This window comes from Spinactinospora alkalitolerans, from assembly GCF_013408795.1.
Taxonomy (GTDB): domain Bacteria; phylum Actinomycetota; class Actinomycetes; order Streptosporangiales; family Streptosporangiaceae; genus Spinactinospora; species Spinactinospora alkalitolerans.
Map to the genome: position 1 here is coordinate 5,735,492 of NZ_JACCCC010000001.1, position 23,494 is coordinate 5,758,985.

Consider the following 23,494-nt stretch of genomic DNA (forward strand, 5'->3'; position numbering starts at 1 on the left):
GCCTGGGACCTGCGAGCGGTGGTGAGCAGATCGACCATGGTGATCGGCCTGGCGGCCGGGACCACGCCGTCAACGTCGGCATAACCGGCGGCCTGCACCTTGACCCGGCTACCGCGGGCCACCGACCTCACCGCTTCCGGCCCCGGCCTATCGCCGACGTACGCTTCCAGAACTTCGCACAGGTTGTTCGTCAGCCCAATCCTGAGTGTGCGATTCGAAGTAAGGGTCCCACCACGATGCAGGATCGATAGGTCATGGGCGGCGGCTCCAGGCATCATCTGAAAGAAGGCTGGCTAGGATGCCTGGGCTGTCAGCTCCTTCCAGCGTCTTCAGGGTGAGGTCGGCACCCGCCTCTGTCAGCTCCTCGGGGGTACTGCCCCCCGAGGCGACCGCGATCACGCGGGCTCCTGCTGTGTGTGCTGCCTCGATGTCTTTAGGGGTGTCCCCGATAAGGACCGTATTCGCCTGATTGAACGCAGCGCCGCGCCTTCTCTCAGCGCGCTTTCGGGCGATGCCGACCAGGGCGGGCCGGTCGGAGTCGTCGTCTCCGTAGGCACCGATTTCCAGATCGAGGTACTGGTCAAGACCGAAGGCGCTGATTTTGATCTGTGCGGCTTTCCTGGTGTTTCCGGTGAGAACGGTCTGGATGGTGCCGGGAACACGGCTGAGCTCGCGTAGCGCCACTTCGACTCCTGGCAGCGCCCGGCCCCGTTCTCGCAGTTCGTCCAGATGAGCGAGGTAGGAGTCTGCCTGCGCGTCCGCGAATCGGCGGAACAGGTCCTCGTCGCGGTCGTGGACTCTGTTGAGGTCGAGTGTCTGCTCCAGCAGAACGGGTTCGGTGTGCCCGTGCGCCTTGGCCATACCGGCGCTCATGGGCCGACCGGTGGCCTTCTCGAATGCCTCGCCGAACACGACGCCCCCGACACCGCGGGTCTCGATCAGGGTGTGGTCGACGTCCCAGAGCAGAAGCAAATGGTCCGGCATCGGCGGCTCCGAGTGAATCATTGAAGGGGCGTATTCGTGGGGATGGCGTTTTACCATGTACCCCGGGAATGGGATTCCAGCCGGAGAGGCGGGACGATGTCGCTCGGGAGGACGTTCGCGCAGCGGCTACGGTGGCACCGTCGCAGGCAGGGAAAATCCCAGGCCGTGGTGGCCGGTCTTGCGGGCGTCAACGCCGAATACGTGGGTCAGATCGAGCGGGGACAGCGCACTCCGTCGCTGGATGTCGTCGAGGCCATCGCGAACGCTCTCGGCGTCACCGTCACCAACCTGGTCACCGACGCCACCGATCCCTCGCCCATGGCCGCGGACATCCGCCTGGCCTCCGAACTCCACCAGTCGCTCCTCCTCGGCGCCTCCCGTGACGGCGAGCCGGAGACCAGTCTGGTGGAACTGCGCGAGCGCGTCGACCATGCCTGGGACACCTGGCAGGGGGTGTCGGATCGCTACAGCCGCCTGGCGGCGTTGATTCCGGGGTTGATCGGCGATGTCGTGCGCGTCTGCGAAACCGGGCGCACGGCGGGAACCGAGGAACAGCGGCTGGCCGCCGACGCCTACACGCTGCTGCGCACGGTGGCGCGCCGGATCAACCGTCCCGACCTCGCGCTGGTCGCGGCCGACCGCGGGCGGCGGGCCGCCGAGCTCGCCGATGATCCGATCCGGCTGGCCGGCGCGCGCTGGAATCTGGCGCATGCGCTGCTCGCCCAACAGGAGCCTCAAACGGCGGAGGAGATCGCTCTGGCCGCGATCGCCGAGCTTCGCCCAGGCGGCGATCGGGACACCTTGGCCATGACCGGCGCACTCTGGCTCACCGCGGCCGTCGCCGCGGCTCGTTGCCGGCGCAAATTCGTGGCCCTGGAGCGCGTGGAGGAACACGCTGCCCTGCTCGCCGAGCGAACCGGAGAGACCAACGTCGGTCGGGCCGCGTTCGGTCCGGCCAACGTGGCCTTGCACCTGGTGAGCATCGAATTGGAAGACGGCCAGGCCGCCAATGCGCTGGCGGTCGCCGACCGGATCGATCCGGCGCCCATGGCCTCCCGTGAGCGCCACACGACCCTGGCGCTCGATCTCGCCCGGGGGCATGCGCTTCGCTTCGAGGCCGGCGCCTCGCTGCTGCACCTACTGCAGGCCGAACGGACCAGCCCTGAGGAGCTGCGGTACAACCCAGCCGCCCACGACACCATCCGGCGGGTCTTTCACCGCGCGCGGCCCTCGCTGCGCTCCCAGGTGACCGGTCTTGCCCAACGCGTCGGAATCGAAGAGCAGATCGTCGCCGATCACACGCTTTCCTAGCTCTGCGCTAGGACTCTGCGAACTCGGTAGGGCCGCCTGCGGACCGCCTTAGCGTCATCCTCGCCGCATGCTCCGAAATGCCGCGAGGAGAAACGATGGCCGAATTCCGGCTGAACACGCCTGTATTCGTCGACCGTTCCAGACAGGACACGGGGATCGGTCGTCCCCGTAGAAACGATTCCAGCAGAAACAGTTCGCTCGGTTTCCGCCGCACAGACTCGACTGCGCACAGCACGTTCAGCGTCGACCTGCGCAATGAGCGAGTTTCCATGACGGCTTTTCCGCCACCTCTTGGCCACCGCCGTGTCCTCCTGCCTTGCTCGGGCGCGTTCTCGGTGCTCCGTTCCTCCGATGCGCCGCGGGAGCGCTGATGGTGCCGCACACTCCGCCCCAGAGCATGAGACCGGCCTCGCCTCTGCATGAGGCGGCCGTACCGCTCTACGGTGACGCGCTCACAGCAGAACTGCCGGTGGCTTTGGAGAATCTGCGGGGTCGGTTCGGGTCGATCGCTCCGGTGGAGATCGCGCCCGGGGTGGCGGCGTGGGTGCTGCTGAGCTATGACCTCAACCAGCGGGTTCTGCGGGACCCGGCGGGTTTTCCACGGGATCCACGGCGCTGGCGCGAGGCCCGCGAAGGCCGTGCAACGCCGGAGACGGTGCCGGGGCCGTTCTGGTACTTCCGCAACGCTTTGGCATCCGACGAGCCCGACCACAGCCGCTACCGCGCGGTGATCGCGGACGCGCTGGCGGCGATCACCGCCTCAGGCGCACGGTTGGCCGTCCGCGAGATCACCGCGGAGCTTCTCGCCGAGAAGGCTCTGAGTGGCCGGTGCGATCTGGTCGCCGACTTCGCGTTCCACCTGCCGCTGCTGCTGCTCAACGGCTACTTCGGGCTGCCCCGCGAGCAAGGGGCGAGGCTGGTCGGCCTGATGCGGCGGGTGTGGGACGGCGGTAAGGACGCCGAAGCCGCCCGGCTGGAGCTGTTCGGCTATGCCCAAGCCGTCACCGTCGACCGGCGCGCCCGTCCGGGCACCGACATCGTCTCGCGCATGGTCGCCCACCCCCACGGGCTCGATGACGAGGAGGTGGCCCACCAGCTCATCCTGGTCATCTCCGCGGCGCACGATCCGCTGATGAACCTGATCGCCAACGCCGTCCACACCCTGTTGGCCGACCGGGAGTTCCGGTCGGACGTGGCCGGGGCGCGCACCCGGATCGAAGAGGCGATCGATGCGGTGCTGTGGCGGTCCCCGCCGATCACGCTGCTGCCCGGCCGCTACCCCACACGCGACATGGAGTTGGCGGGCGCGCGGCTGCGCGAGGGCGACTGCTTGATCATCGGCTACGGCCCCGCCCACGCCGATCCGGTCGTCGCCCCGAAAGCCGGCCCGGTCGGGTCTTCGGGGGCACGAACGCACCTGGCGTTCGGCACCGGTCCGCACCGGTGCCCCGCGCGCGATCTGGCCCGCCAGATCGGTGTCGACGCCGTCGGGGCGCTGCTGGACCTGCTTCCCGACCTGCACCTGGCTGTGGCACCGCAGGCACTGCAACGGCGGCATTCACCATTCGCCCACGGCCTGGACGCACTGCCCGTGGTCTTCACCCCTACCACCATCGCCCCGCCCGCATCCCCGTCCACGACCGGAGCGCCGTCATGCCCCCACGCCCCGACCCCATCGTCCTCGTCCCCGGACAGGCCCGCGCCCAGGCACACGACCTCCAGGCGATCGGCCCGCTGGCACGCGTGGTGGTCGAAGGTCTGGAGGCCTGGGCGCTGACCCGCGACCGTGAGCTGCGCGCCGCGCTGACGGATCGCCGGTTCAAGCGGAACTGGCGCACCTGGACGGCACTGGTCGAGGGCGAGGTGTCGCCGGATCACCCGGCAGCGGCGATGGTCTACCTGGACAACATGCTCACCGGCGACGGTGCAGACCACCGCCGGCTGCGCGGCCTGATCTCCCAGGGCTTCACCCCCAGACGCGTCAACGCACTGCGCCCGAGCATCGCGGCCACGGTCGAGCGCCTGCTGGACGGCATCACCGCAGTCCCCGGCCCGGTGGACATCAGAGCGGATCTGGCCTACCCGCTGTCCCTGGCGGTGTTCGGCGAGCTGTTCGGCATCCCTGCCGAGGAGCACGGCCGCCTGCGCCAGATGGTGGAGACCGCATTCTCCTTCGCCCCGCTCGAGCAGGTCCGCGCCATGCGTGCCGACGTGGACGCCTACCTGGACGAGCTGGTCGCCGCCAAGCAGGCCCGCCCGGGCGGCGACGCGGTCTCGGCGCTGATCGGAGCGCGCGACCGCGGCGACCGGCTCAGCACCGCCGAACTGCGCGACACCCTGTGGCTGCTGATCACCGCCGGATTCGAGACCACCGCCTCGGCGCTGGCCAACGCCGTCGAGATGTTGCTGTCGAACCCTGATCAGCTCGCCCGGCTGTGTGCCGGGGCCCTGGAGTGGCCGATCGCCGTCGAGGAGGTCCTGCGCCAGGCCACCGGCGTCGCCGCTCTGCCGTTCCTCTTCGCCGGAGAGGACATCACATTGGCCGGGCACACGATCGCGGCCGGCGAACCGGTGCTGCTGTGCTATCTGGCCGCGAACCTCGATTCGGCGCGCTACGGCCCCGGCGCCGAAGAATTCGACATCACCCGCTCGCGCCCGCGGCATCTGGGCTTCGGGCACGGCCCGCACGTGTGCCTGGGTGCGGCGCTGGCGCGGCTGGAGCTGGAGGTCGCGCTGTCGGCGCTGTTCACCCGCTTTCCCGACATCAGCCTCGCTGACGGCTCCGCGGCGTCGCGGGCGGCCTCGGTCTTCATCAACGTCCCCGCAGCCGTGCGTGTGCGGCCGGGGCCTGCCGCAGTCGCCACCGGCGCACCCCAGCCACTCACACGTAAAACGCCCGACCACACCGATGAAGGAACCCGGAACCGTGTCTGAACGGATCTCTGTCCCGCCCTACCGCTACGTCAATCCCGGCCCTCAGCGGGCGCGCCACCCTATCCAGGTCACCGATCTCGTGGCCGCGGCCGCCCCTGCTCCTGAACCGGCAGCAGCCCTGCACGGCGACGCCGTCGGCCTGCTCGCTCTGGCCCGCCGGGTCGGGCCGTGCTCGGTCACCGGTCTGGCCACCGCAGCGGAGCTGCCCGAGGCCGTCGCCCTGGCCCTGGTCGCCGACCTGGAGCACGCGGGCCTGGTGCGCATCGACCCGGCCGGCACTCGCCTGGCCGGTGGCCGGGCCGAAAGGGGTGCCGCGTGAGGAGAATTCTGATCGTGGGCGGCGGCCAGTCCGCGCTGTATCTGGGCCACGGGCTGCTGCGGCACGGCTATGAGGTGACGCTGATGACCGCCCAGACCACCGAGGAGGTGCGCGCCGGTCTGCCCTCGGTGCTGCAGTTCACCCCGCCTACTGTGCTGCTGAGCGAACGCGAGGCCGGCCTGCCGGTGTGGGAGAACGACGCTCCGCCCATCGAACGTCTGCGCATGCGGGTGCGGACGGGTGCCCACGAGGTGGCCTTCACCGGGGCCTTCAGCGCCGGCTACGCCGTCTCGGTGGATCGTCGGTTGAAGATGGCCGACTGGCTGGAGCTGTTCAAGGCCCGCGCCGACGAGACCGGGCACGGCCGGGTCATCACCCACGGCGTCACCGTCACCGACCTGGACTACTTCACCCGCCTGTTCGACCTGGTCATCGTCGCGGTCGGCAACGGCGAACTCGGCGAGCTCTTCGACCCCGATCCCACGCGCCAGGGCGGGGCGCATCCGCGCACCGTCGTCCAGGCCTACCTCGACGGCGACACCGTCGACGGCCCGGCGGAGGGGGTGATGGACGTGGTCTCCGCCCAGCCCGGCGGCCCGGACGATGCCGGTGAGGTGTTCTTCGCCCCGGTGCTCACCCACGAGGGGGCCGGGTATGCGGTGATGGCGCTGGCCGCGCCCGGCGGGCCGCTGGATGCGGCGGTTGCGGCCCGGCGAGCACGTGAGCGTGTCCGCCACGCCTTCTCCCCCGACCTGGCACTGCACACCCTGCTGACCCAGACCAAGACGTGGGCGCCGGAGGTCTTTGCGCGGATCGCCCACGCACGTCCCATCCGGGGCTCGGCGGTGCTGGGCCAGCGGGTGGATCCGGTGGTGCGCCACCCCGTCGGGGTGCTGCCCTCGGGTGGCCTGGTACTGGGGATGGCCGATGCGGTGGTGACCACCGGGCCGCTGTGCGGGCAGGGCTGGAACACCTCCACCCGGTGCGCCCAGGTCTATTTGGAGCACGTCCTCGCCCACGGGGACCGGCCCTTCGACGAGATGTTCATGGACGCCGCCTTCACCGCGTTCTGGGACACCTACGGCGAAGCCTCCGCGGCGTTCTCCGAGATCAGCCACGGCGTCTTCCCCGCCCATTTCCCGCACCTGCTGGGCGCGGCCGGCGCCTTCGGCGAGGTCGCCGACCGGTGGGTGGACGGCATCGACGACCCCCGCAAGCTGCGCGACTGGATGTTCGACGCCGAGCGCGCCCATGCCTACCTCGCCCAGCTCACCACCTCCGCTTCGTGACCGACTCGCCTCTGCCTGTGCGTTGAAGGAGTCCGGCATGCCCACCTCCCACCACGACGTCCCCGCCCGCGCCCCGTCTCTTGCCGACCGGATCGTCTACAGCAGCTTCGGCCTGGCCTGCTATGAGGCCGTGGTCGCCGCCTCATGCGCGGCGGTGTGGCGCTGCCCCCGCTCCGTTCTGCTGAAGCGCCTGTACCGCCCGCACGTGGGCGCGCGGCACCTGAGCATCGGCGTGGGATCGGGCGCGCTGCTGGACCGGGGCGACTTCCCCGTGCCGCAGCCCGATTTGCACCTGCTCGACCTCAATCCGGGTCCGCTGCGCCGCACCGCAGCCCGACTCGTCCGATACCGCCCCACCACCCACCGGGCCGACGCCACACAGCCGCTGCCGGTCCCGGCGCGGTTGTTCGACTCGGCCGATCTGACACTGATGCTGCACTGCGTGCGCGGTGCCTCGATCACCCAGAAGGCGGCGGTGTTCGACCACGTCGCCCGGGCGCTGCGGCCGGGCGGGGTGGTCTTCGGCGCCACCGTCCTGGCCCGCGGCGTGCCGGCCAGTCCGGTGGCGCGGCGGCTCACGGCCTTCTACAACCGCACCGGGGTGTTCTCCAACCGCGGCGACCATCTCGCCGACCTCGACACCGAGCTTCGGGCCCGGTTCGGCTCCGTGCACCTCGACGTCGTGGGCTGTGTCGCGCTGTTTGCGGGGGTGGCCCGGTGAAGACCCCCAAGCGTACGGCTGCGATCACCGGGATCGGCTGCCGCCTGCCCGGCGGCGTGCGCGGGCCGCAGGCGTTCTGGGACCTGCTGGTGCAGGGCCGCGGCGCCGTCGCCCCGGTTCCGGCCTCCCGGTGGAAGACCATGCGCGATCTCCTGGCGCCCGAGGATGCACCCGTCGAGCCGTGGCAGGCCGGCACCATCGACATCGACGACTTCGACCACGGCTTCTTCGGCATCAGCGCCGAGGAGGCGGCGGTCCTGGACGCCCAGCAGCGGCTCCTACTCGAAACCGTCGTGGAGGCCCTCTACGACGCCGGCCTGCCGCTGGCCGCGATCGCCGGCGGCCGCACCGGCGTCTACGTCGGATCGGCCAGCGTGGACCACGCCATGCTCGCCTTCGCCCCCGGCCGGCGCCCCGGCATGCTCACCGCCGGCGGGGCCGGGGCCAGCATGCTCGCCGCCCGCACCGCCCACGCCCTCGATGTGCACGGCCCCGCCCTGACCATCGACACCGCCTGCTCCTCCAGTCTGGTGGCCGCCCACTACGCCCGCCGCGACCTCGAGTCCGGTGAGATCGACACCGCGATCGTCGCCGGAACCAACCTGCTGCAGAACCCGCTGATCACCCGCGCCTTCAACGACGGCGGCGTCCTCTCCCCGACCGGGCGCTGCCGCCCCTTCGACGCCCAGGCCGACGGCTACGTGCGCAGCGAAGCCATCGCCGCGGTCATCCTCCAACGCCTTGATGACACCGGCCCGGATCGAGACCGTGCCTATGCGCTGCTGCGCGGCAGCGCCGTCAACTCCGACGGCACATCCATGGGCGGGCTGTTCGCGCCCAGCCGCACCGCCCAGGCCGCCCTGCTCGAGCAGGCATATACCGCTGCGCGGGTGCCCATGCAGCGGGTCGGGTTCGTCGAAGCCCACGGCACCGGCACCAAATCCGGCGACCGCGAAGAAGCCCTCGCCCTGGCCGCGGCGTTCGCCCGCACCGACGCCGACCCGCTGCTCATCGGGTCGGTGAAGTCCAACCTCGGCCACACCGAAGGCGCCGCCGGAATCGTCGGTCTGATCAAGGCCGCCCTGATCGCCTACCACGGCCAGATCCCGGCCACCCTGCACCACACGCAGATGCGCCCGACCCTGACCGCCCTCCCCCTCCGCGTCCCCACGGCCACCACGGCATGGCCGCGCCGCAGACACCGCACCCGGGTGGTGGGAGTCTCCAGCTTCGGCTACGGCGGCACCAACGCCCACGTCATCCTCACCAGCGCCCCGCGCTCCCACCGCCGCACGGTTCCCATCCCGCGAAAGCCCGAGGAGCCGGTCATCCTCCCGGTCTCCGCCCACACGCCCCAGGTGCTCTCTGATACCGCTGCGGACCTGGCCGCCGCTCTGGACGACGGCGTCGACCTGCCCTCCGTCGCGGCACTGGCCACCACCGGCCGCGACCACCACGCCCACCGCGCCGCCGTCATCGCCACCATCCCCGAAGACGCCCGCGCCGCACTGGACGCGCTGGCCCACGGCCAGACCCACCCGGCCCTCATCGGATCGCACCACGCCGAGCACCGGGCTCGGACGGTGTTCGTGTTCCCCGGCCAGGGCGCCCACGAACCGGCCATGGGCGCGGTGCTGGCGGCCCGCTTCCCCGTGTTCTCCGCGACGGTCGAGCAGGTCCAGGCGGCCATGGCCCGCTACGACGGCCACGTGCCCTGGCGCCCCGGTACCGTCCCGACCGGAGTGGCCGCCGTGCAGCAGGCGATCTTCACCATCCAGATCGCGCTGGCCGGACTGTGGCGCTCCCTGGGGGTGGACTCGGATGCGGTGGTGGGGCACTCACTCGGTGAGATCGCCGCCGCCCACACCACCGGCGCGCTGTCCCTGGACGATGCCGCGCGGCTGGTCTGCGCCCGCAGCCAACACCTCGCCGCCGTCGCCGACCAAGGCCACCTGCTGGCCACCGGCCTGACCCGTGAAGCCGCCGAAGAGATGGTCACCGCCCACGACGGGCGGATGTCGGTGGCCGCCGACAACGGCCCCGCCCACACCGTCCTCACCGGTCCCGCCACCGACCTCGACGCCCTGCACACCCACCTGAACGCCGACGGCGTGTTCGCGCGCCGAGTACCTGATAGCCCACCCGCGCACAGCCCGCTCCTGGACACCCGGCTGGAATCCTTCGCCGCTCAGATCACCGGGATCCGTCCGAAGGCATGCCCGGTGGACTTGGTCTCCACCGTCACCACCGAGCCGATCCCCGGCGGCCGACTCGACGCCGCCTACTGGACACGCCAACTGCGCGACCCGGTCGAGCTGCACGCCGCCATCCGCCGCATCGCCGAACAGGCGACCACGGTGTTCGTGGAGATCACCGCACGCTCCACCCTGGCCGCAGCGATCGAGGACACCCTGGCCCACCACCGCCTGCCCGGCACGATCGTCGCCCCCGGCGTCTCCGCAGCCGGCGACGAGCACGCCCGCTTCCTGGCCGCCGCCGCCGAACTGTTCACCCACGGCCACGCCCCCGCCTGGCCGGTGAGCGCCCGGCGCCGACCCGCCGAACTACCGCCCCCGCGCTGGCACCACCACTCCACTCCCGCAGCGCCGCCCCGGTCCCCACTGGCCGAGGCGCTGTCAACCGCCCCACCCGATCAGCGCCGCGCCATCCTCGTCGACGCCGTCCACGCCAGCGTCACCTCGCTCCTACCTGACCGGATGCTGACTATCGCCGACCGCGACACCGAACTCGACCTGCTCGGCATCGCCTCACGTGACGTCATGGTGCTGCGCGAGCGCATCCGCCGCCTGCACCCCACCCTGACCGGAATCGACGCCCCCACCCTGCTCCACGCCCCCACCGTCAACGGCATCACCGACGCCCTCCTGCCCCACTTATCCAAGCAGCGAAGCCCCGAGGCCGCCCACCCGCCAACCAAGCCTCCCAGCCCATGAGGGACCCAGTCCTCGGCTCGCCACTCTGCGCCCGTAACCGCTTCCCACCCGACAGGCCAACGACCATGCCCAGCAAGAACTCTTCCTTCCCGCCCGACATCGATACGAGCACTCCCAGCCCGGCGCGGCTCTACGACTACTACCTCGGCGGCAAGGACAACTTCGCCAGCGACCGCCAGGCCGCCCAGCGCCTTTATGCCAAGATTCCCGAGCTGCGCAGCATGGCCCTGGCCAACCGGATGTGGTTGCGCCGGGTGGTCAAGCACATGGCCCAGGCCGGCATTCACCAGTTCATCGACATCGGCTCCGGGTTACCCACCCAAGACCCGGTGCACCAGGTCGCCCACCGCCACGCCCCCGGCTGCCGGGCCGTCTACGTCGATAACGACCCGATCGTGCTGGTCCACGCCCGCGCGCTCCTCGCCGACGACCCGGCCACCACCACGGTCGTCGAGGGCGACCTGCGCGATCCGCGCGCCATCCTCACCCACCCCGAGACCCGACGGCTGATCGACTTCACCCAACCCGTCGGACTGCTCCTGATCGCGGTGCTGCACTTCCTCCGCGACGCCGACCACCCCTACGGAGTGGTGCGCCAACTGCGCGACGCGCTGTGCCCCGGCTCCCAGCTCGCGATCTCCCACGTCGACAACACCACCGCGCCGGAACGGGCGGCGTTCCTCGAATCAGTCTACGCCGCCTCCAGCGCGCCGGGCCAGACCCGCAGCCACCACGACATCGCCGCCTTCTTCAACGGGCTGGAACCGGTCGATCCCGGCCTGGCCTACGTGTCCGACTGGCGCCCCGAGTCCGGCGACACCTACTTTCCGCCCGAGAAGGCCTGGGTCTATGGCGGCATAGGACGGATCCTCCGCCCCGCAGCCACCGACGCTCACGAGTGAGCCGATGACGGCACCAAGCCGCGGGCCTCCCGAATCCTGCCGCTTTTCGCCCACCTCTTGAAGGAAGCGGATCGCACATCCCTGCACAGCCCACCACTGTCCTCTGGCCTCGCCACGACAGCGACCGGCCTCCCCGAACCAGAAAACCAATCGTGACTGCTACCTCCTCTTCCCCCGAGGCGACGACATACGCCACCGGCGACGCGAGCCCGGCTCCACCCGCTCAGGGGTGACGATGGCTCGTCCCCGAAGCCCCGCCCGCGCACCTGCTCCCCCAGCCACATTCGATGCCGGCCTGGCCGGCCTACTCCACCTTCGGGCCCGGCCCCACCATCCCCCATCCACCTATGGCATCGATCTAGGAAGTCTCCTCAATGATCCGCACTCGGATTCTGCTCGCCCTCACCGTCACCGCCCTCGCCGCCTGCCTCAGCCTCGGCGCGGCGGCACTGGCCGCCGCCGCACCCGCCGAGCCCACTGCGACCTCAACCGTCAGCGACTCGAGCTCGGGCTGGTGCTGGCGCAACTACTGCCTCATGAATGCACCGGCCTAACCGGCGAGGCCCTTTGGCCCGCAGCGCGGCCCCACCCGCACCGCGGGATCTGGTGACCGCCGTTGGCGTCATGCGCCGGCTCTACGCCGAAGGCATCGCCACCGGCGCCGCCGTCTTCAGGACCAAGGCCCTTCCGAGGCCAGGGGTGGCAGGGCCAGTGACAATCTGTCACGCCCGCACGGCCCTCGCCTCAGAGCGCCGGTGCTGTGGTCCGGATCGTCCGTGCCTCTCTCGGAAAGCGAGCCAACCATGGCCCCCTGGCGTTCCCGGTATCGGTCAAGGGCGTGGTGATCCGCGACGAGCGGGGCCTGCTGCTGCGCAACGAACGCCAGGAATGGGAACTGCCCGGAGGCAAGACCGACCTGGGCGAAACGTCCCAGGAGTGCGTGGCCCGCGAGATCGAGAAGGAGACGGCCTGGCCGGTGATGGTCGGCCCGATCCCGGACTCCTGGATGTACCACATCGATGCGGTGGACCGGCGGGTCTTCATCATCACCTACGGCTGCCGCACCACCGCCCGGGCGCCGGTGCGGGTCTCCCACGAGCACAAGGAGGCCGCCCTGGTCGGCCGCGACAAGATCGACGGGCTGGTCATGCCCGAGGGCTACAAGCACTCGGTGCGGGCCTGGTTCGACCACCCGCTGCGATGAGCACGACGGCGCCGCGGTGGCTGTGGGTGCGTCCCGAAGCCCGCCGGGCGCTGGGCAACGGCGACATCGGAACCATCCTGGTTTTACAGGCCCCCGACCCATCTCTTCTCCAAGGTGTCGGATGACCAGGGCCGCCGTGCTTGGCGTCCGACTGTAGAGGAAGAACCCTATGCCGGATATGCGTGCTGTGCGGGCGCGTGGGGCATGGTGGAGCCGGAGGTGGTCCGATGGACGGTGAGGACCCGCAGCCGCAGGGCCGTGCACACCTCACGGAGGCGACCGCGCAGGAGATCGCGCGGCGGGCGTGTGCGCTGGCCGGTGTGGACGCCTCGAAGCTGGAGCGCCTGGGCCCCATCGGCGACAACGCCAGCTTCCGCGCCGCAGGCGAGAACGTGGTGGTGCGGGTGACCTCCGCGGCGAACCTGCCGCGCGTGCAGCGCGAGCTCGGCGTCGCGCACTGGCTGCTGGGTGAGGGGTTTCCCGTTGTACGGCCTGCCCGCTCAAAACCGCTGACCGTCGACGGGCACGCGGTGACGCTGTGGCAGGAGATCGACAACCCCGCCCTCGCCGACACCGGCGAACTGGGGTGCCTGCTGCACCGACTGCACGCGCTGCCGCCGCCCCGGACATTGAAACTGCCGACGCTGGATCCGCTGGCCGGAGCCGAACGCTACCTGGCCTCGGCCGCCGGGCTCTCCATCGGCGACCTCGACTTCCTGCACCGCCGCCTACGGCAGCTGCGCCGGGCCTACCGCGGCCTGGACTTCGCCCTGGAACCGGGCGTGGTGCATGGCGACGCCCACCGCAAAACGCCGTGCGCGGCTCCGACGGCGCCGCGGTGCTGCTGGACCTGGAGCGCTTCAGCGTCGGGCCGCGCGAATGGGATCTCGTCGTCGCGGCGGTCTATGAACGGCTGGGCTGGTACTCGACGCAGGAGTACGCCGGGTTCGCCGACGCCTACGGCTTCGACATCACCGACTGGTCCGGCTTCGACGTCCTGGCCGCGATGCGCAGGCTGCGGATGACCGCGTGGCTGTGCGCCCGCACCGGCCGCGAACCCCACCTGCTACCCGAAGCACGCAGGCGCATCGCCTCACTGCGCGACCCGCGAGCCCCGCACACCTGGACACCGGGCACCTGACGTTCAAGGTCAGGCTCTGACGCACAGCGACAGCTGGTTTCCATCTCCTTCCGGCTGGCATGACCGGTTCATCTCCACGTGTGTGGAGAGCAGATGACGTAGGAGAACGTATCTGCATGTGGCCGCGGTTCACCTCCACGTGCGTGGAGAGCAGTGGCGCCCGAGGCCGAACACGACGCCTTGCGCCGGTTCACCTCCACGTGCGTGGAGAGCAGAAACCCACGGCTTCGTTGACGAACTGCGGACCCGGTTCATCTCCACGTGCGTGGAGAGCAGGTTAGACCCGCTCCAGGGCGGCCTGGAGGTCGCGGTTCACCTCCACGTGCGTGGAGAGCAGGCCCACACCATGCGCCGATCTGCCGTGCGCCGCGGTTCACCTCCACGTGCGTGGAGAGCAGCACCCTGAGGAAGAGTGTCCGGCCTGATGATTCGGTTCACCTCCACGTGCGTGGAGAGCAGTCATACTCTGCTCCCCACCCTGTCGGGCTCCACGGTTCACCTCCACGTGCGTGGAGAGCAGTTGGGTGCCTTGAGGATCTGATGGTTGACCGGCGGTTCACCTCCACGTGCGTGGAGAGCAGGCCGTCACGACCTGCCGCCGATCCTGCTGCACCGGTTCACCTCCACGTGCGTGGAGAGCAGGCCGTCACGACCTGCCGCCGATCCTGCTGCACCGGTTCACCTCCACGTGCGTGGAGAGCAGTCCCCGCGATAGCTTCCGGTGGCATCGACTCACGGTTCACCTCCACGTGCGTGGAGAGCAGCCGCGTGTCGCCGACGCGTGAATACTGGCTCTGGCACGGATTCGGTGAAGCCTGGCTCTTCTCCGATCAGGCGGCGAGCAGCACGCGCTTGCGCAGCAGGTCCGGGTTGGCGCGCCCATACATCTGCCGCTTCAGCATCTTGAGCCGGTTGACGTGGCCTTCGACCACGCCGGAGCTGTGCGGCAGCGTCAGCCCGGCCACGACGGCGTCCCAGTCGCGGCCCAGACCGCGGACGAAGGAGTCGAGTTCGGGGATCCGCTCGCCCCGGGCCGCATTCATCCACTCGTCCAGTCGGTGGCCCTGCCGGTGGGCCATCATGCGAGCGAAGCCCTGAACACGCTCGCTGAGACCAGCCAGTTCGGGACAAGCTCGGAGTACAGCTTTGAGCTGGAGTTGCTGCTCGTGTTCGAGGTGGTCGGGGTGGCTGAGGATCCAGGCGGTGACCTGACGGACGGTGGGCGGCTGGGCGGGTTCGGGCGCAGGCACTGACTGGCCGCGCCAGGGGCGGATGTGGTCGCGCACGCTCGCATAGCTTCCCCATAGCCCTGCTGTTGGAGTTCGTCCCAGAGCACGACGGCGTTGGTGCACTCGTGGGCGAAGCGTTCGCGCAGGTAGGCGTCGTAGCGTTCCAGTCGGCGGGGGCGCTTGCCGGTGCCGTCGTGGGCCAGCAGCTCCTCGGCTGTGGCGGCGCGGGCGAAGCGGCGCACAGTGTTGCGCGCGAGGTCGAGTTCGCCGACGATCTCGGTGATGGTGCGCCCCTGAGCCAGCAGGTTGTGGACCTGTCGGTGGCGTCGGCGGGTGCGCTCGGCCAGCGGCCCCTGCCTGATTCCGGGAGACTCGGCCGGCGGTGTTGTCGGTGCCGGTTCGGGCGTGGTGCGGGGCAAGTCCCGGCGGTGGCGGGCGACAGCGCGCTCCACGGCCGCGGCGAGGTTCTGCCACAGGTGGAACCGATCGGCCACCTGCACCGCCTCCGGGGCGCCCTGGGCGATGCCGTCGGCATAACCCCCGGCCCGGTCCCGGCAGACGACCTCCACCCCGGGGTGCTGGATGAGCCACTCCTTGAGGGCCTGGGCCGAGCGCTCCGGCAACAGCTCCACCGGGCGCCGGGTCTGGGCATCGACCAGCAGGGTCCCGTAGACATGGCCCTTGCGCAGGGCGAAGTCATCGACGCCCAGGACCCGGGGGACGCAGACCTCGGGCTCGCGTTCGGCGCGCACCTGGCGCAGCAGCGTCATCCGGCTCACGGCCGCGGCCACCCGCGCTGCCAGGCGTGCTCCGGCGCGCCCGCCCAGCGCCATGCCGATGCCGGCGAGCACGTCGCTCAGCCCCCGGCTGCGACGGGCGTGCGGCACGGTCAGACCGGGCACCTGCCCAGCGAAGATCCGACGCCCGCAGGCGGGCACATCGCAGAAGAACCGGCGGACGCCCAGGTGGATCAGCACCTCCTGGCCGGAGACGGGAGTGTCGGCGAGGCGGCGGACATAGCGGCTATGCACGCGTTGTGACCGGGTCGCGCAGACCGGGCAGGCGGCGTCTTCGGCTCGGGTGGACGCCACGATCCGCACCGATAGCCCGGCCCGGTACACGTCATCAATCCGCAGATCGACCAGGTGCGGGAAGAGCAGCGTGAAGAGGGAGGAGAGCGACACCCCGCATCATCGCGGGATCGGACCGACATCCGCAGGCGATTCACCGAATCCGTGCCAGAGCCCATTTTCAAGCGACGTTGACACCGCGAACCTGTCCCGCAGGGTGAAAGCCCAACGGTTCACCTCCACGTGCGTGGAGAGCAGTCCTTCTGCGACCGCCGCGCCGAGTCCCGCAGCGGTTCACCTCCACGTGCGTGGAGAGCAGGCTCAGGTCCCATCGCGGGGGCCACGCGGACACGGTTCACCTCCACGTGCGTGGAGAGCAGGCCCGGCCGCGTCATAGGCCCGGCCTCTCCCCCGGTTCACCTCCACGTGCGTGGAGAGCAGACGCGCAGCAGGAGCTTTCCGCCGCATTCGCGCGGTTCACCTCCACGTGCGTGGAGAGCAGGCGTCCAACATCGCCTTGGGTGCGACTGCGGCCGGTTCACCTCCACGTGCGTGGAGAGCAGACCTCCCCGCCGTCGGTCGTCCAGGGTTTGGCCGGTTCACCTCCACGTGCGTGGAGAGCAGGGGGCAGGGCAATTTTCTTCCCTCTCTCAAGACGGTTCACCTCCACGTGCGTGGAGAGCAGCTCGTAGGTCTCACTCATCAGTGGTCTTCTCGCGGTTCACCTCCACGTGCGTGGAGAGCAGACCGTACTCCCCGTCCACGAGGATTCCGGCGTCGGTTCACCTCCACGTGCGTGGAGAGCAGCGGGTCGTCCTGGAGCCGGAACCTGACGGAGACGGTTCACCTCCACGTGCGTGGAGAGCAGGAACGCGTCCAGGAACCCACCGGCGACATCCACGGTTCACCTCCACGTGCGTGGAGAGCAGACGATCGAGCAGTTCACCGGCGCGCTGGATGACGGTTCACCTCCACGTGCGTGGAGAGCAGTCCATCCGCGCGGACCCGCCCTGCTCGATCTTCGGTTCACCTCCACGTGCGTGGAGAGCAGGACACCCGGGCGTGTCCGGCTCGTTCATTGTGCGGTTCACCTCCACGTGCGTGGAGAGCAGCCGGACGGCCTCCGCCGATTCTTCAATCGCGGCGGTTCACCTCCACGTGCGTGGAGAGCAGCGGAGGCGGTCCATGTGCGTGCCGCCTAGCGCCGGTTCACCTCCACGTGCGTGGAGAGCAGGGTCGTCGTGATCCCAGCACGGGAGCACAACTCGGTTCACCTCCACGTGCGTGGAGAGCAGCCGAGCGTGTATGAGGGCGAAGTGCTCGCGAGCGGTTCACCTCCACGTGCGTGGAGAGCAGCCACGACATGGCCGTGCTGAAGTCGGCCCAGCCGGTTCACCTCCACGTGCGTGGAGAGCAGAGTCGTTCCGGTCGGCAATGAAGTCGACGCAACGGTTCACCTCCACGTGCGTGGAGAGCAGCGCAGCGCCTTCTCCATCTCGGTGTCGACGGCCGGTTCACCTCCACGTGCGTGGAGAGCAGGAGCGGTCTGTGTCTGTTTGATAACAAGAACAGGGTTCACCTCCACGTGCGTGGAGAGCAGCAACCCGACCGACGGCTGACACCGACCGACCGCGGTTCACCTCCACGTGCGTGGAGAGCAGAGGGTCCCGCCCACGCCGAGAGCGGTCGTGGCCGGTTCACCTCCACGTGCGTGGAGAGCAGACGCTGCAGCGTGCGGCGAACCTCTGGAATCTCGGTTCACCTCCACGTGCGTGGAGAGCAGGCTGGCGGCACCGCGGTGATGTCCGGCCGCGACGGTTCACCTCCACGTGCGTGGAGAGCAGGCTGGCGGCACCGCGGTGATGTCCGGCCGCGACGGTTCACCTCCACGTGCGTGGAGAGCAGTGCTGCACCGGTCGGGGGTCATCGACGGTCCGCGGTTCACCTCCACGTGCGTGGAGAGCAGGCGGCGATCTGGACCAGTGGCATCTCTACCGGCGGTTCACCTCCACGTGCGTGGAGAGCAGGCGGTCCCGCGCGTTGCGTGCTGAGTCTGGAGCGGTTCACCTCCACGTGCGTGGAGAGCAGTTGGCGATGGCCTGTACCTGTTCGTACTCGGCCGGTTCACCTCCACGTGCGTGGAGAGCAGGACTGGGCGGCGGTGAAAGCATCGCGCGCCTTCGGTTCACCTCCACGTGCGTGGAGAGCAGGCGCGTGAGCAGGCCGAAGGGCTCGCCAGCTTCGGTTCACCTCCACGTGCGTGGAGAGCAGGGCGCTGAGCTTCGCGGCCCAGTGCACGAGCGCGGTTCACCTCCACGTGCGTGGAGAGCAGTCGGAAAGGCTCACGGGCCGGTTGCCTTCCGACGGTTCACCTCCACGTGCGTGGAGAGCAGTGGGACCGAAGGACACCGCGTCACCCCCTGGCCGGTTCACCTCCACGTGCGTGGAGAGCAGTTCTTGGTGTCCATCGGCGGGCCTTTGCGTTTCGGTTCACCTCCACGTGCGTGGAGAGCAGGGGGAGTCCGGCGGCGTCCGCTTCCCGCTCCGCGGTTCACCTCCACGTGCGTGGAGAGCAGGGGGCCAGCCGGGAGACCGCGCGAAGGGCGTCCGGTTCACCTCCACGTGCGTGGAGAGCAGGCGGCCCCGCGCGTTGCATGCTGGGTCTGGAGCGGTTCACCTCCACGTGCGTGGAGAGCAGTAGAAGACCGGGTAGCGCGTGGAATCCGTCTACGGTTCACCTCCACGTGCGTGGAGAGCAGGTGAGAGTCTGCTGAGTGGCGGCCGCGCCCGGGGGTTCACCTCCACGTGCGTGGAGAGCAGGGTCCCGGGCGGCGCCCGTTGCGAGAGGAGCCCGGTTCACCTCCACGTGCGTGGAGAGCAGTCGTCGGTGTCGAGGCCGGCCTCCAGCAGCCACGGTTCACCTCCACGTGCGTGGAGAGCAGGCGATCAACGAGGCCCTTCCGGAGGACACCGTCGGTTCACCTCCACGTGCGTGGAGAGCAGGCCGTGAACCCCTCGGGGTGGACCGGGAAGTTCGGTTCACCTCCACGTGCGTGGAGAGCAGGAGGCGGACCCGAACACGCAGAAGTCCACCCTCGGTTCACCTCCACGTGCGTGGAGAGCAGTGACTAAGTCGCTGGAGCGGCTGGAGCGCACGCGGTTCACCTCCACGTGCGTGGAGAGCAGTCCCTGTAGCGAGTCATGTAGGTGATTGTCCCCGGTTCACCTCCACGTGCGTGGAGAGCAGGCGGCCTTCCGGTACGCCTCCATCTGCGCGACCGGTTCACCTCCACGTGCGTGGAGAGCAGCCGGCGCGCGGCTGGGTGGACGTGGGCTACTCCGGTTCACCTCCACGTGCGTGGAGAGCAGTTGCCCACGGCCTTGATGACCGGCGCCATCGCCGGTTCACCTCCACGTGCGTGGAGAGCAGGGGTGGTCGAAGTCGGACACGAACTGGTCGTGCGGTTCACCTCCACGTGCGTGGAGAGCAGCTCAACAGGCACATCAGCGAAGCCCTCGCCCCCGGTTCACCTCCACGTGCGTGGAGAGCAGACTTGTTGACCTGCGGTTTCACAAAGGCACGTTACCGTTTTCGGCTCTGAATTCGATGAGCTGGAGGCCATCGAAGTCGACCACACGCCGACGGCGCTCCCCTGCGGTTTTGATGACATAGCGCTGCTCGTTTTCGGCGGGGTGGATGCATACCGCTGCTCCTTCGCCGACGGAGGCGCTTACGGCTTCCCAGAGTTTGTCGCGGACTTTGGCTGAGACCGTGCCGACGTAGAGGCCTGGAGCGGGTTCGGTGAGCCATCGGCTGATGGCTCCTCTGACGTGGTCGGGGACCGCGGTTGTGGAGATGACGACCATGTTGGACATGTGCGCCTACCACCCGGGGTCGAGTGCGTGGTTGATGCCTGCATCGACGGGGCCAAGGTCGGGGTCCCACAGATGGACGAGTTCGGGGTTTTGTGTCTCTTCTCCGGTCTCGTCGAGCTCGGGGGCGAGGAGTCGTTGGATGTCGTGGATGATGGCCGGCATGAGTCGGTAGAGCCGGAAGTCTTCGCGGAGGTTGCGGCGGGCTTCTCGGTCGGGGTTACCGCTTTTGTTGAGGGAGAAGGCCATCGGGATGGTGTGTTTGGCTTTGTACAGGTCGGCGATGTCGTAGACGAAGGCATGCTGTTTGCCGCTGTGGACGAAGCCGAGGGCGGGTGAGCATCCCAGGGCGAGGATGGCGGCGTGCACGACGCCGTACAGTGCAGTGTTTGCGGCTGATAGTGCTTGGTTGACGGGGTTCTGCTGGTCCCAGTTCTCGGGGTTGTAGTTGCGTTTGAAGCCGCGTATGCGGTGCTTGTCGGCGAGCATCTGGTACATGAGCTTCATTCGCTGGCCTTCCAGGCCGCGAAGCTGTTGCAGTGTGATGCCTTCGGGGACACCGGCGCCGAATCGCATCTCATACATGCGCACGGCGATGGCGAGACGGGCGGTGTCGTCGGCCCAGGCCCGGGCTTGGCGTTCGAGCCAGTCGGTGGTGAGTTCGCTGGGTTGGCTGGCCGAGTACATCCGTACCGCGCCGGAGCCGGTCCACACCACGGTGGTGCCGTGGCGGGCCATGGTGGCCATCGCGGGGTTGGTGGCCGAGGTGCCGGTGCCCAGTAGCACGCATGCCAGGGATGCGACCGGCAGGTAGACGCGGTCGGCGCTGCCGTCGGTTTTGGCGACTTGGGCGCACACTCCGGTGTCGTCTTGGACGACGCGCACGTTCTCCAGGTAGAGGAAGGACAGGGAGTCGGCGATGCGCGGCAGCATCGCCAGGGTGGGGGCTGAGAGGGCGCGCCTGGCGCTGCTGAAGGAGGTCGACACGAGGAGGCTCATTCTGGTCTTTGTGCTGGGCCGAGGCTGAGCAGGCCGCAGCCGTAGGATTTGGCTCGGCCGATGCCGTTGAGGATGGCTTGGCGCAGCAGGTCGGCGTCGGTGACGACGCCGACGCCGTCGAATCGGGTGGCGGCGTGGCGAGTCTTGCCTGCGCAGATGTCGGGCAGACGGCTCTGGGTCAGGCTGAAGGGGTGCAGGCCGTTGGTCGTGGCGCGGGCCAGCCACCACAGTTCACCGCGTTCCCCGGTCAGCACGGTGAGCTTTCCTTTTCTTCGGGGGTCGGTGGTGGAGTTGCCCACGCGCTGGGTGGGGTTGGCCGCGATGCGGTAGCGCACGTGGGCGCCCGTGCTGAGGTTCTTCAGCAGTGGGGTGAGTTCGCGTGTGACGATGGTGGCGGCGAAGCCGTTGGTGAGTCGGTCGAGCCGGGGCTGGGTGTGTGTCTGCACGAGGATCTTGACGCCTGCCGGGGTTTCCTCCAGCCGGTACAGCAGGCCGGCGGCGCTGCGTGGGCGCTCCCCGAGGTCGTCGGGGGCCAGGAACATCAGTTCCTGGTGGAGGCGGTTGGCGTCGGTGATCTGTTTGGCGATGCCGGGGTGGCGCTGGTTGAGGGTGATCTGGGTCAGCCAGGCGTTCATCGGGCCGCCCCTTGGATGTAGCGGATGAGTTCGGCTTGGTAGGTCTCGCTGCGTCCGAAGCAGCGTGCGGCGGGCACGGGGGTGGAGACGACGCTGACGGGACGCGGGCGGTAGCGGCGGTCGTGGCGGGTGAACTCGGTGGGGGTGTCATAGAGTTCGCTTCGCTGCCAGGCGTCGTCGTGGTCGCCTTCGTGGACGAAGTCGAGTTCGAGGTCGCTGCCGTCGCGGGGCGCCCATCGGGGCACGGGCACGTGGCGGCGGAGCTCGGCGACCGGATCGTCGACGGGACGGTCCAGCAGCAGCGGCTGTTCCGGTGGGCAGGAGCGTCGGCCTAGGAACGGCTGCCATCGTGGGCGGCGCAGCGCCGCAGCGACATCGGTGACCAAGATGTCGGGGCCTTCGGTGGCGACGGTGAAGACCGCGTCGGAGAGGTAGTGGCGCTTGGTGACGATGGTGGCGGTGGCTGCACTCTGCCGTTTGCCGTCGGCGGTGAGCACAGTGCGGGCGCGGGGCAGACCACCGCCGATGGTGTGGAAGTCGACCAGGCGTACACCGGGGCGGTCGACGCGGATGGTGAACCGCAGCTGGTGCAGGTCCCCGAGGGGGTGTCCGCGCTGGATACCTTGGGCGGCGGCGATGAGCCCGAGCAATCCGGAGCGGCTGGGAAAGCTCAGCGTGTCGCGTTCGCCGAAGAGACTGTGCTCGCCCCAGCTCTGCAGCGGTCCGGCCAGCCGCAGAAGCAGCCCGCTCACGCGGACTCCCTGCCGTAGGCGGCGGCGACCGCGGCGGTGGTGAGGTCGGCGAAGGATGCGTGGTGGTCGCCGAGCTGGGTGAGTTTGTCGCGGCCGGCGATGGTGTGGCCGCTCCACAGCCGCTGATCGGCTCCCAGCAGCGTGTTGACCGATTCGGCGTAGGCGACGATCTTGTCCAGCGACGGCGCGAGGTGCCCCTCGGCGGGCTGGACGGGCGCTTCGAAGGCCGTGGCCAGGGAGAGCGGGCGGTCAGCGCGCACGGCCACGTGCACCAGGTCGGGGACGCTGGCAGGGGCGGTGGCGTTGGCTTTGCCGGTGGGCAGTTTGGTGATGAAGGCGTCCAGGAAGGTCTTGACGAGTTCGCGGGCGGCGGCGGTGTCCTTGCCGAGGTTGGCGTCCAGTCCGCGCAGATCGATGTTGGCGTAGCGGTAGAAGGTGCCGGCGCTGAACATGGCGGTGTTGATGTGGCCGCTGCCGGGAATGCCCAGCTCCTGCTCGACGTCGTCGACCGCGGAGAAGAAGTCGTATTCCACGCTGGTGCTGTGGGTGGTGAAGGCGTGGGCGAGCTGCACCGCGCCGTCGACGTTGGCACCGGGAAGCTCGGCGAGCATGCGCCCGAACAGGTTGATGGTGCCGTTGCGTCGGCCGAGCACCTCGGCGATCGCCGCACCGGGGAGCACGCCCTTGCGCTTCTTTTCCGGCTTGGCCTCCTCGACGACCACCGCATCGCGGTGCTCGGCGGCGATCGCGGTCAGCTCCTCCATGCCGGCCTCGGGCAGGTACAGCAGCACCGAGGTGGTCAGCACCTCTTCGTCCTGTTCGTCCTTGCTGCGCTCCAGTTTGATGCCGCTGCCCGCGGAGCGGGCGACCTGGCGGCCGGCGGCCTCGGCCTCCTCCTTGGGCCAGCCCTGCTTCTCCAGGCGCTCGGCGACACCGCGCACCACGCGGCGGGTGCGCACAGCCGGATCGCCCAGGACGCGCTCGACCTCGTGGCGGATGACGCGCTTCCAGCTCTGGCTGGAGATCCGGGTGCGTTCGACCCCGCCGAAGACGACGGTCTTGGGCGCGCCCTGGTCGTCACGGTTGAGGTTGGAGAAGGGGACGGTCTGCAGGGCGTGGATGTCAATGAATCGGGGGGTGCTCATGTGTCCTCATCGGTGTCGGTGATGCTGGTGTG

20 protein-coding genes, 1 pseudogene and 2 CRISPR repeat arrays are annotated in these 23,494 nt (G+C 69.5%); of the genes and pseudogenes, 13 read left to right on the plus strand and 8 right to left on the minus strand.

What is annotated here, in order from left to right; genetic code table 11:
* Window positions 1–252: 252 nt before the first annotated feature.
* Window positions 253–984, minus strand: a complete 732-nt coding sequence (locus tag HDA32_RS25605) for an HAD hydrolase-like protein (RefSeq protein ID WP_179645601.1) — start codon at window positions 982–984, stop codon at window positions 253–255.
* 96 nt (window positions 985–1,080) lie between these two features.
* Between HDA32_RS25605 and HDA32_RS25610 the strand changes: the two genes are divergently transcribed.
* The 13 genes and pseudogenes from HDA32_RS25610 to HDA32_RS31065 all read left to right on the plus strand — a co-directional run bounded on the left by HDA32_RS25610 (window position 1,081) and on the right by HDA32_RS31065 (window position 13,759).
* The gene (locus HDA32_RS25610) at window positions 1,081–2,295 is read left to right on the plus strand and encodes a helix-turn-helix domain-containing protein (protein WP_179645602.1); all 1,215 of its coding nucleotides are present in this window, start codon (window positions 1,081–1,083) and stop codon (window positions 2,293–2,295) included.
* A 95-nt stretch (window positions 2,296–2,390) separates the two neighbouring features.
* Window positions 2,391–2,666 carry a hypothetical protein gene (locus tag HDA32_RS25615; RefSeq protein ID WP_179645603.1) on the plus strand — a complete coding sequence of 92 codons (276 nt, stop codon included), beginning with the start codon at window positions 2,391–2,393 and terminating at the stop codon, window positions 2,664–2,666.
* Window positions 2,667–2,764: 98 nt separating this feature from the next.
* Window positions 2,765–4,072, plus strand: a complete 1,308-nt coding sequence (locus HDA32_RS31060; protein ID WP_312863326.1) for a cytochrome P450 — start codon at window positions 2,765–2,767, stop codon at window positions 4,070–4,072.
* Window positions 4,039–5,229: a cytochrome P450 family protein gene (locus HDA32_RS25625; protein WP_312863327.1), complete on the plus strand. Its 1,191-nt coding sequence runs from the start codon at window positions 4,039–4,041 to the stop codon at window positions 5,227–5,229. Before HDA32_RS31060 ends, HDA32_RS25625 begins: the two co-directional genes overlap by 34 nt.
* The gene (locus HDA32_RS25630; RefSeq protein WP_179645604.1) at window positions 5,222–5,548 is read left to right on the plus strand and encodes a DUF742 domain-containing protein; all 327 of its coding nucleotides are present in this window, start codon (window positions 5,222–5,224) and stop codon (window positions 5,546–5,548) included. Before HDA32_RS25625 ends, HDA32_RS25630 begins: the two co-directional genes overlap by 8 nt.
* Window positions 5,545–6,837 (plus strand): styrene monooxygenase/indole monooxygenase family protein, encoded by a 1,293-nt coding sequence (locus HDA32_RS25635; RefSeq protein WP_179645605.1) that lies wholly within the window; start codon window positions 5,545–5,547, stop codon window positions 6,835–6,837. The genes HDA32_RS25630 and HDA32_RS25635 overlap by 4 nt, the downstream gene beginning before the upstream one ends.
* A gap of 37 nt (window positions 6,838–6,874) precedes the next feature.
* On the plus strand, window positions 6,875–7,558 hold the full coding sequence (locus HDA32_RS25640; protein WP_179645606.1) for a class I SAM-dependent methyltransferase: 684 nt from the start codon (window positions 6,875–6,877) through the stop codon (window positions 7,556–7,558).
* Entirely contained in the window at window positions 7,555–10,512 is a 2,958-nt protein-coding gene (locus HDA32_RS25645; RefSeq protein ID WP_179645607.1) for a type I polyketide synthase, read from the plus strand. The genes HDA32_RS25640 and HDA32_RS25645 overlap by 4 nt, the downstream gene beginning before the upstream one ends.
* A gap of 65 nt (window positions 10,513–10,577) precedes the next feature.
* Window positions 10,578–11,414 (plus strand): SAM-dependent methyltransferase, encoded by an 837-nt coding sequence (locus tag HDA32_RS25650; protein ID WP_179645608.1) that lies wholly within the window; start codon window positions 10,578–10,580, stop codon window positions 11,412–11,414.
* Window positions 11,415–11,788: 374 nt separating this feature from the next.
* Window positions 11,789–11,968: a hypothetical protein gene (locus tag HDA32_RS25655; protein ID WP_179645609.1), complete on the plus strand. Its 180-nt coding sequence runs from the start codon at window positions 11,789–11,791 to the stop codon at window positions 11,966–11,968.
* Window positions 11,969–12,252: 284 nt separating this feature from the next.
* On the plus strand, window positions 12,253–12,618 hold the full coding sequence (locus tag HDA32_RS25660; protein WP_312863328.1) for an NUDIX domain-containing protein: 366 nt from the start codon (window positions 12,253–12,255) through the stop codon (window positions 12,616–12,618).
* A gap of 227 nt (window positions 12,619–12,845) precedes the next feature.
* A pseudogene (locus HDA32_RS32140) lies at window positions 12,846–13,412 on the plus strand (phosphotransferase); the annotation flags it as partial.
* Between the two features lie 20 nt (window positions 13,413–13,432).
* Window positions 13,433–13,759: a hypothetical protein gene (locus tag HDA32_RS31065; RefSeq protein ID WP_246334493.1), complete on the plus strand. Its 327-nt coding sequence runs from the start codon at window positions 13,433–13,435 to the stop codon at window positions 13,757–13,759.
* A 64-nt stretch (window positions 13,760–13,823) separates the two neighbouring features.
* A CRISPR array of direct repeats spans window positions 13,824–14,523; the repeat unit is 29 nt; unit sequence CGGTTCACCTCCACGTGCGTGGAGAGCAG.
* Between the two features lie 66 nt (window positions 14,524–14,589).
* On the opposite strand, the gene HDA32_RS31070 is transcribed toward HDA32_RS31065, so the two are convergent.
* From HDA32_RS31070 to cas7e, 7 genes are all read right to left on the minus strand, one after another.
* Window positions 14,590–14,955: a transposase gene (locus HDA32_RS31070; RefSeq protein ID WP_312863447.1), complete on the minus strand. Its 366-nt coding sequence runs from the start codon at window positions 14,953–14,955 to the stop codon at window positions 14,590–14,592.
* Entirely contained in the window at window positions 14,838–16,172 is a 1,335-nt protein-coding gene (locus HDA32_RS31920; RefSeq protein ID WP_218882597.1) for an ISL3 family transposase, read from the minus strand. Before HDA32_RS31920 ends, HDA32_RS31070 begins: the two co-directional genes overlap by 118 nt.
* A 115-nt stretch (window positions 16,173–16,287) precedes the next feature.
* A CRISPR array of direct repeats spans window positions 16,288–19,610; the repeat unit is 29 nt; unit sequence CGGTTCACCTCCACGTGCGTGGAGAGCAG.
* Window positions 19,611–19,628: 18 nt separating this feature from the next.
* Window positions 19,629–19,934: a type I-E CRISPR-associated endoribonuclease Cas2e gene (gene cas2e / locus HDA32_RS25675; RefSeq protein WP_179645612.1), complete on the minus strand. Its 306-nt coding sequence runs from the start codon at window positions 19,932–19,934 to the stop codon at window positions 19,629–19,631.
* 6 nt (window positions 19,935–19,940) lie between these two features.
* Window positions 19,941–20,930: a type I-E CRISPR-associated endonuclease Cas1e gene (cas1e, locus tag HDA32_RS25680; RefSeq protein WP_218882598.1), complete on the minus strand. Its 990-nt coding sequence runs from the start codon at window positions 20,928–20,930 to the stop codon at window positions 19,941–19,943.
* On the minus strand, window positions 20,927–21,565 hold the full coding sequence (cas6e, locus tag HDA32_RS25685) for a type I-E CRISPR-associated protein Cas6/Cse3/CasE (RefSeq protein ID WP_179645613.1): 639 nt from the start codon (window positions 21,563–21,565) through the stop codon (window positions 20,927–20,929). Before cas6e ends, cas1e begins: the two co-directional genes overlap by 4 nt.
* Window positions 21,562–22,317, minus strand: a complete 756-nt coding sequence (gene cas5e / locus HDA32_RS25690; protein WP_179645614.1) for a type I-E CRISPR-associated protein Cas5/CasD — start codon at window positions 22,315–22,317, stop codon at window positions 21,562–21,564. Before cas5e ends, cas6e begins: the two co-directional genes overlap by 4 nt.
* Window positions 22,314–23,462 carry a type I-E CRISPR-associated protein Cas7/Cse4/CasC gene (cas7e, locus tag HDA32_RS25695; RefSeq protein WP_179645615.1) on the minus strand — a complete coding sequence of 383 codons (1,149 nt, stop codon included), beginning with the start codon at window positions 23,460–23,462 and terminating at the stop codon, window positions 22,314–22,316. Before cas7e ends, cas5e begins: the two co-directional genes overlap by 4 nt.
* Window positions 23,463–23,494: the final 32 nt, after the last annotated feature.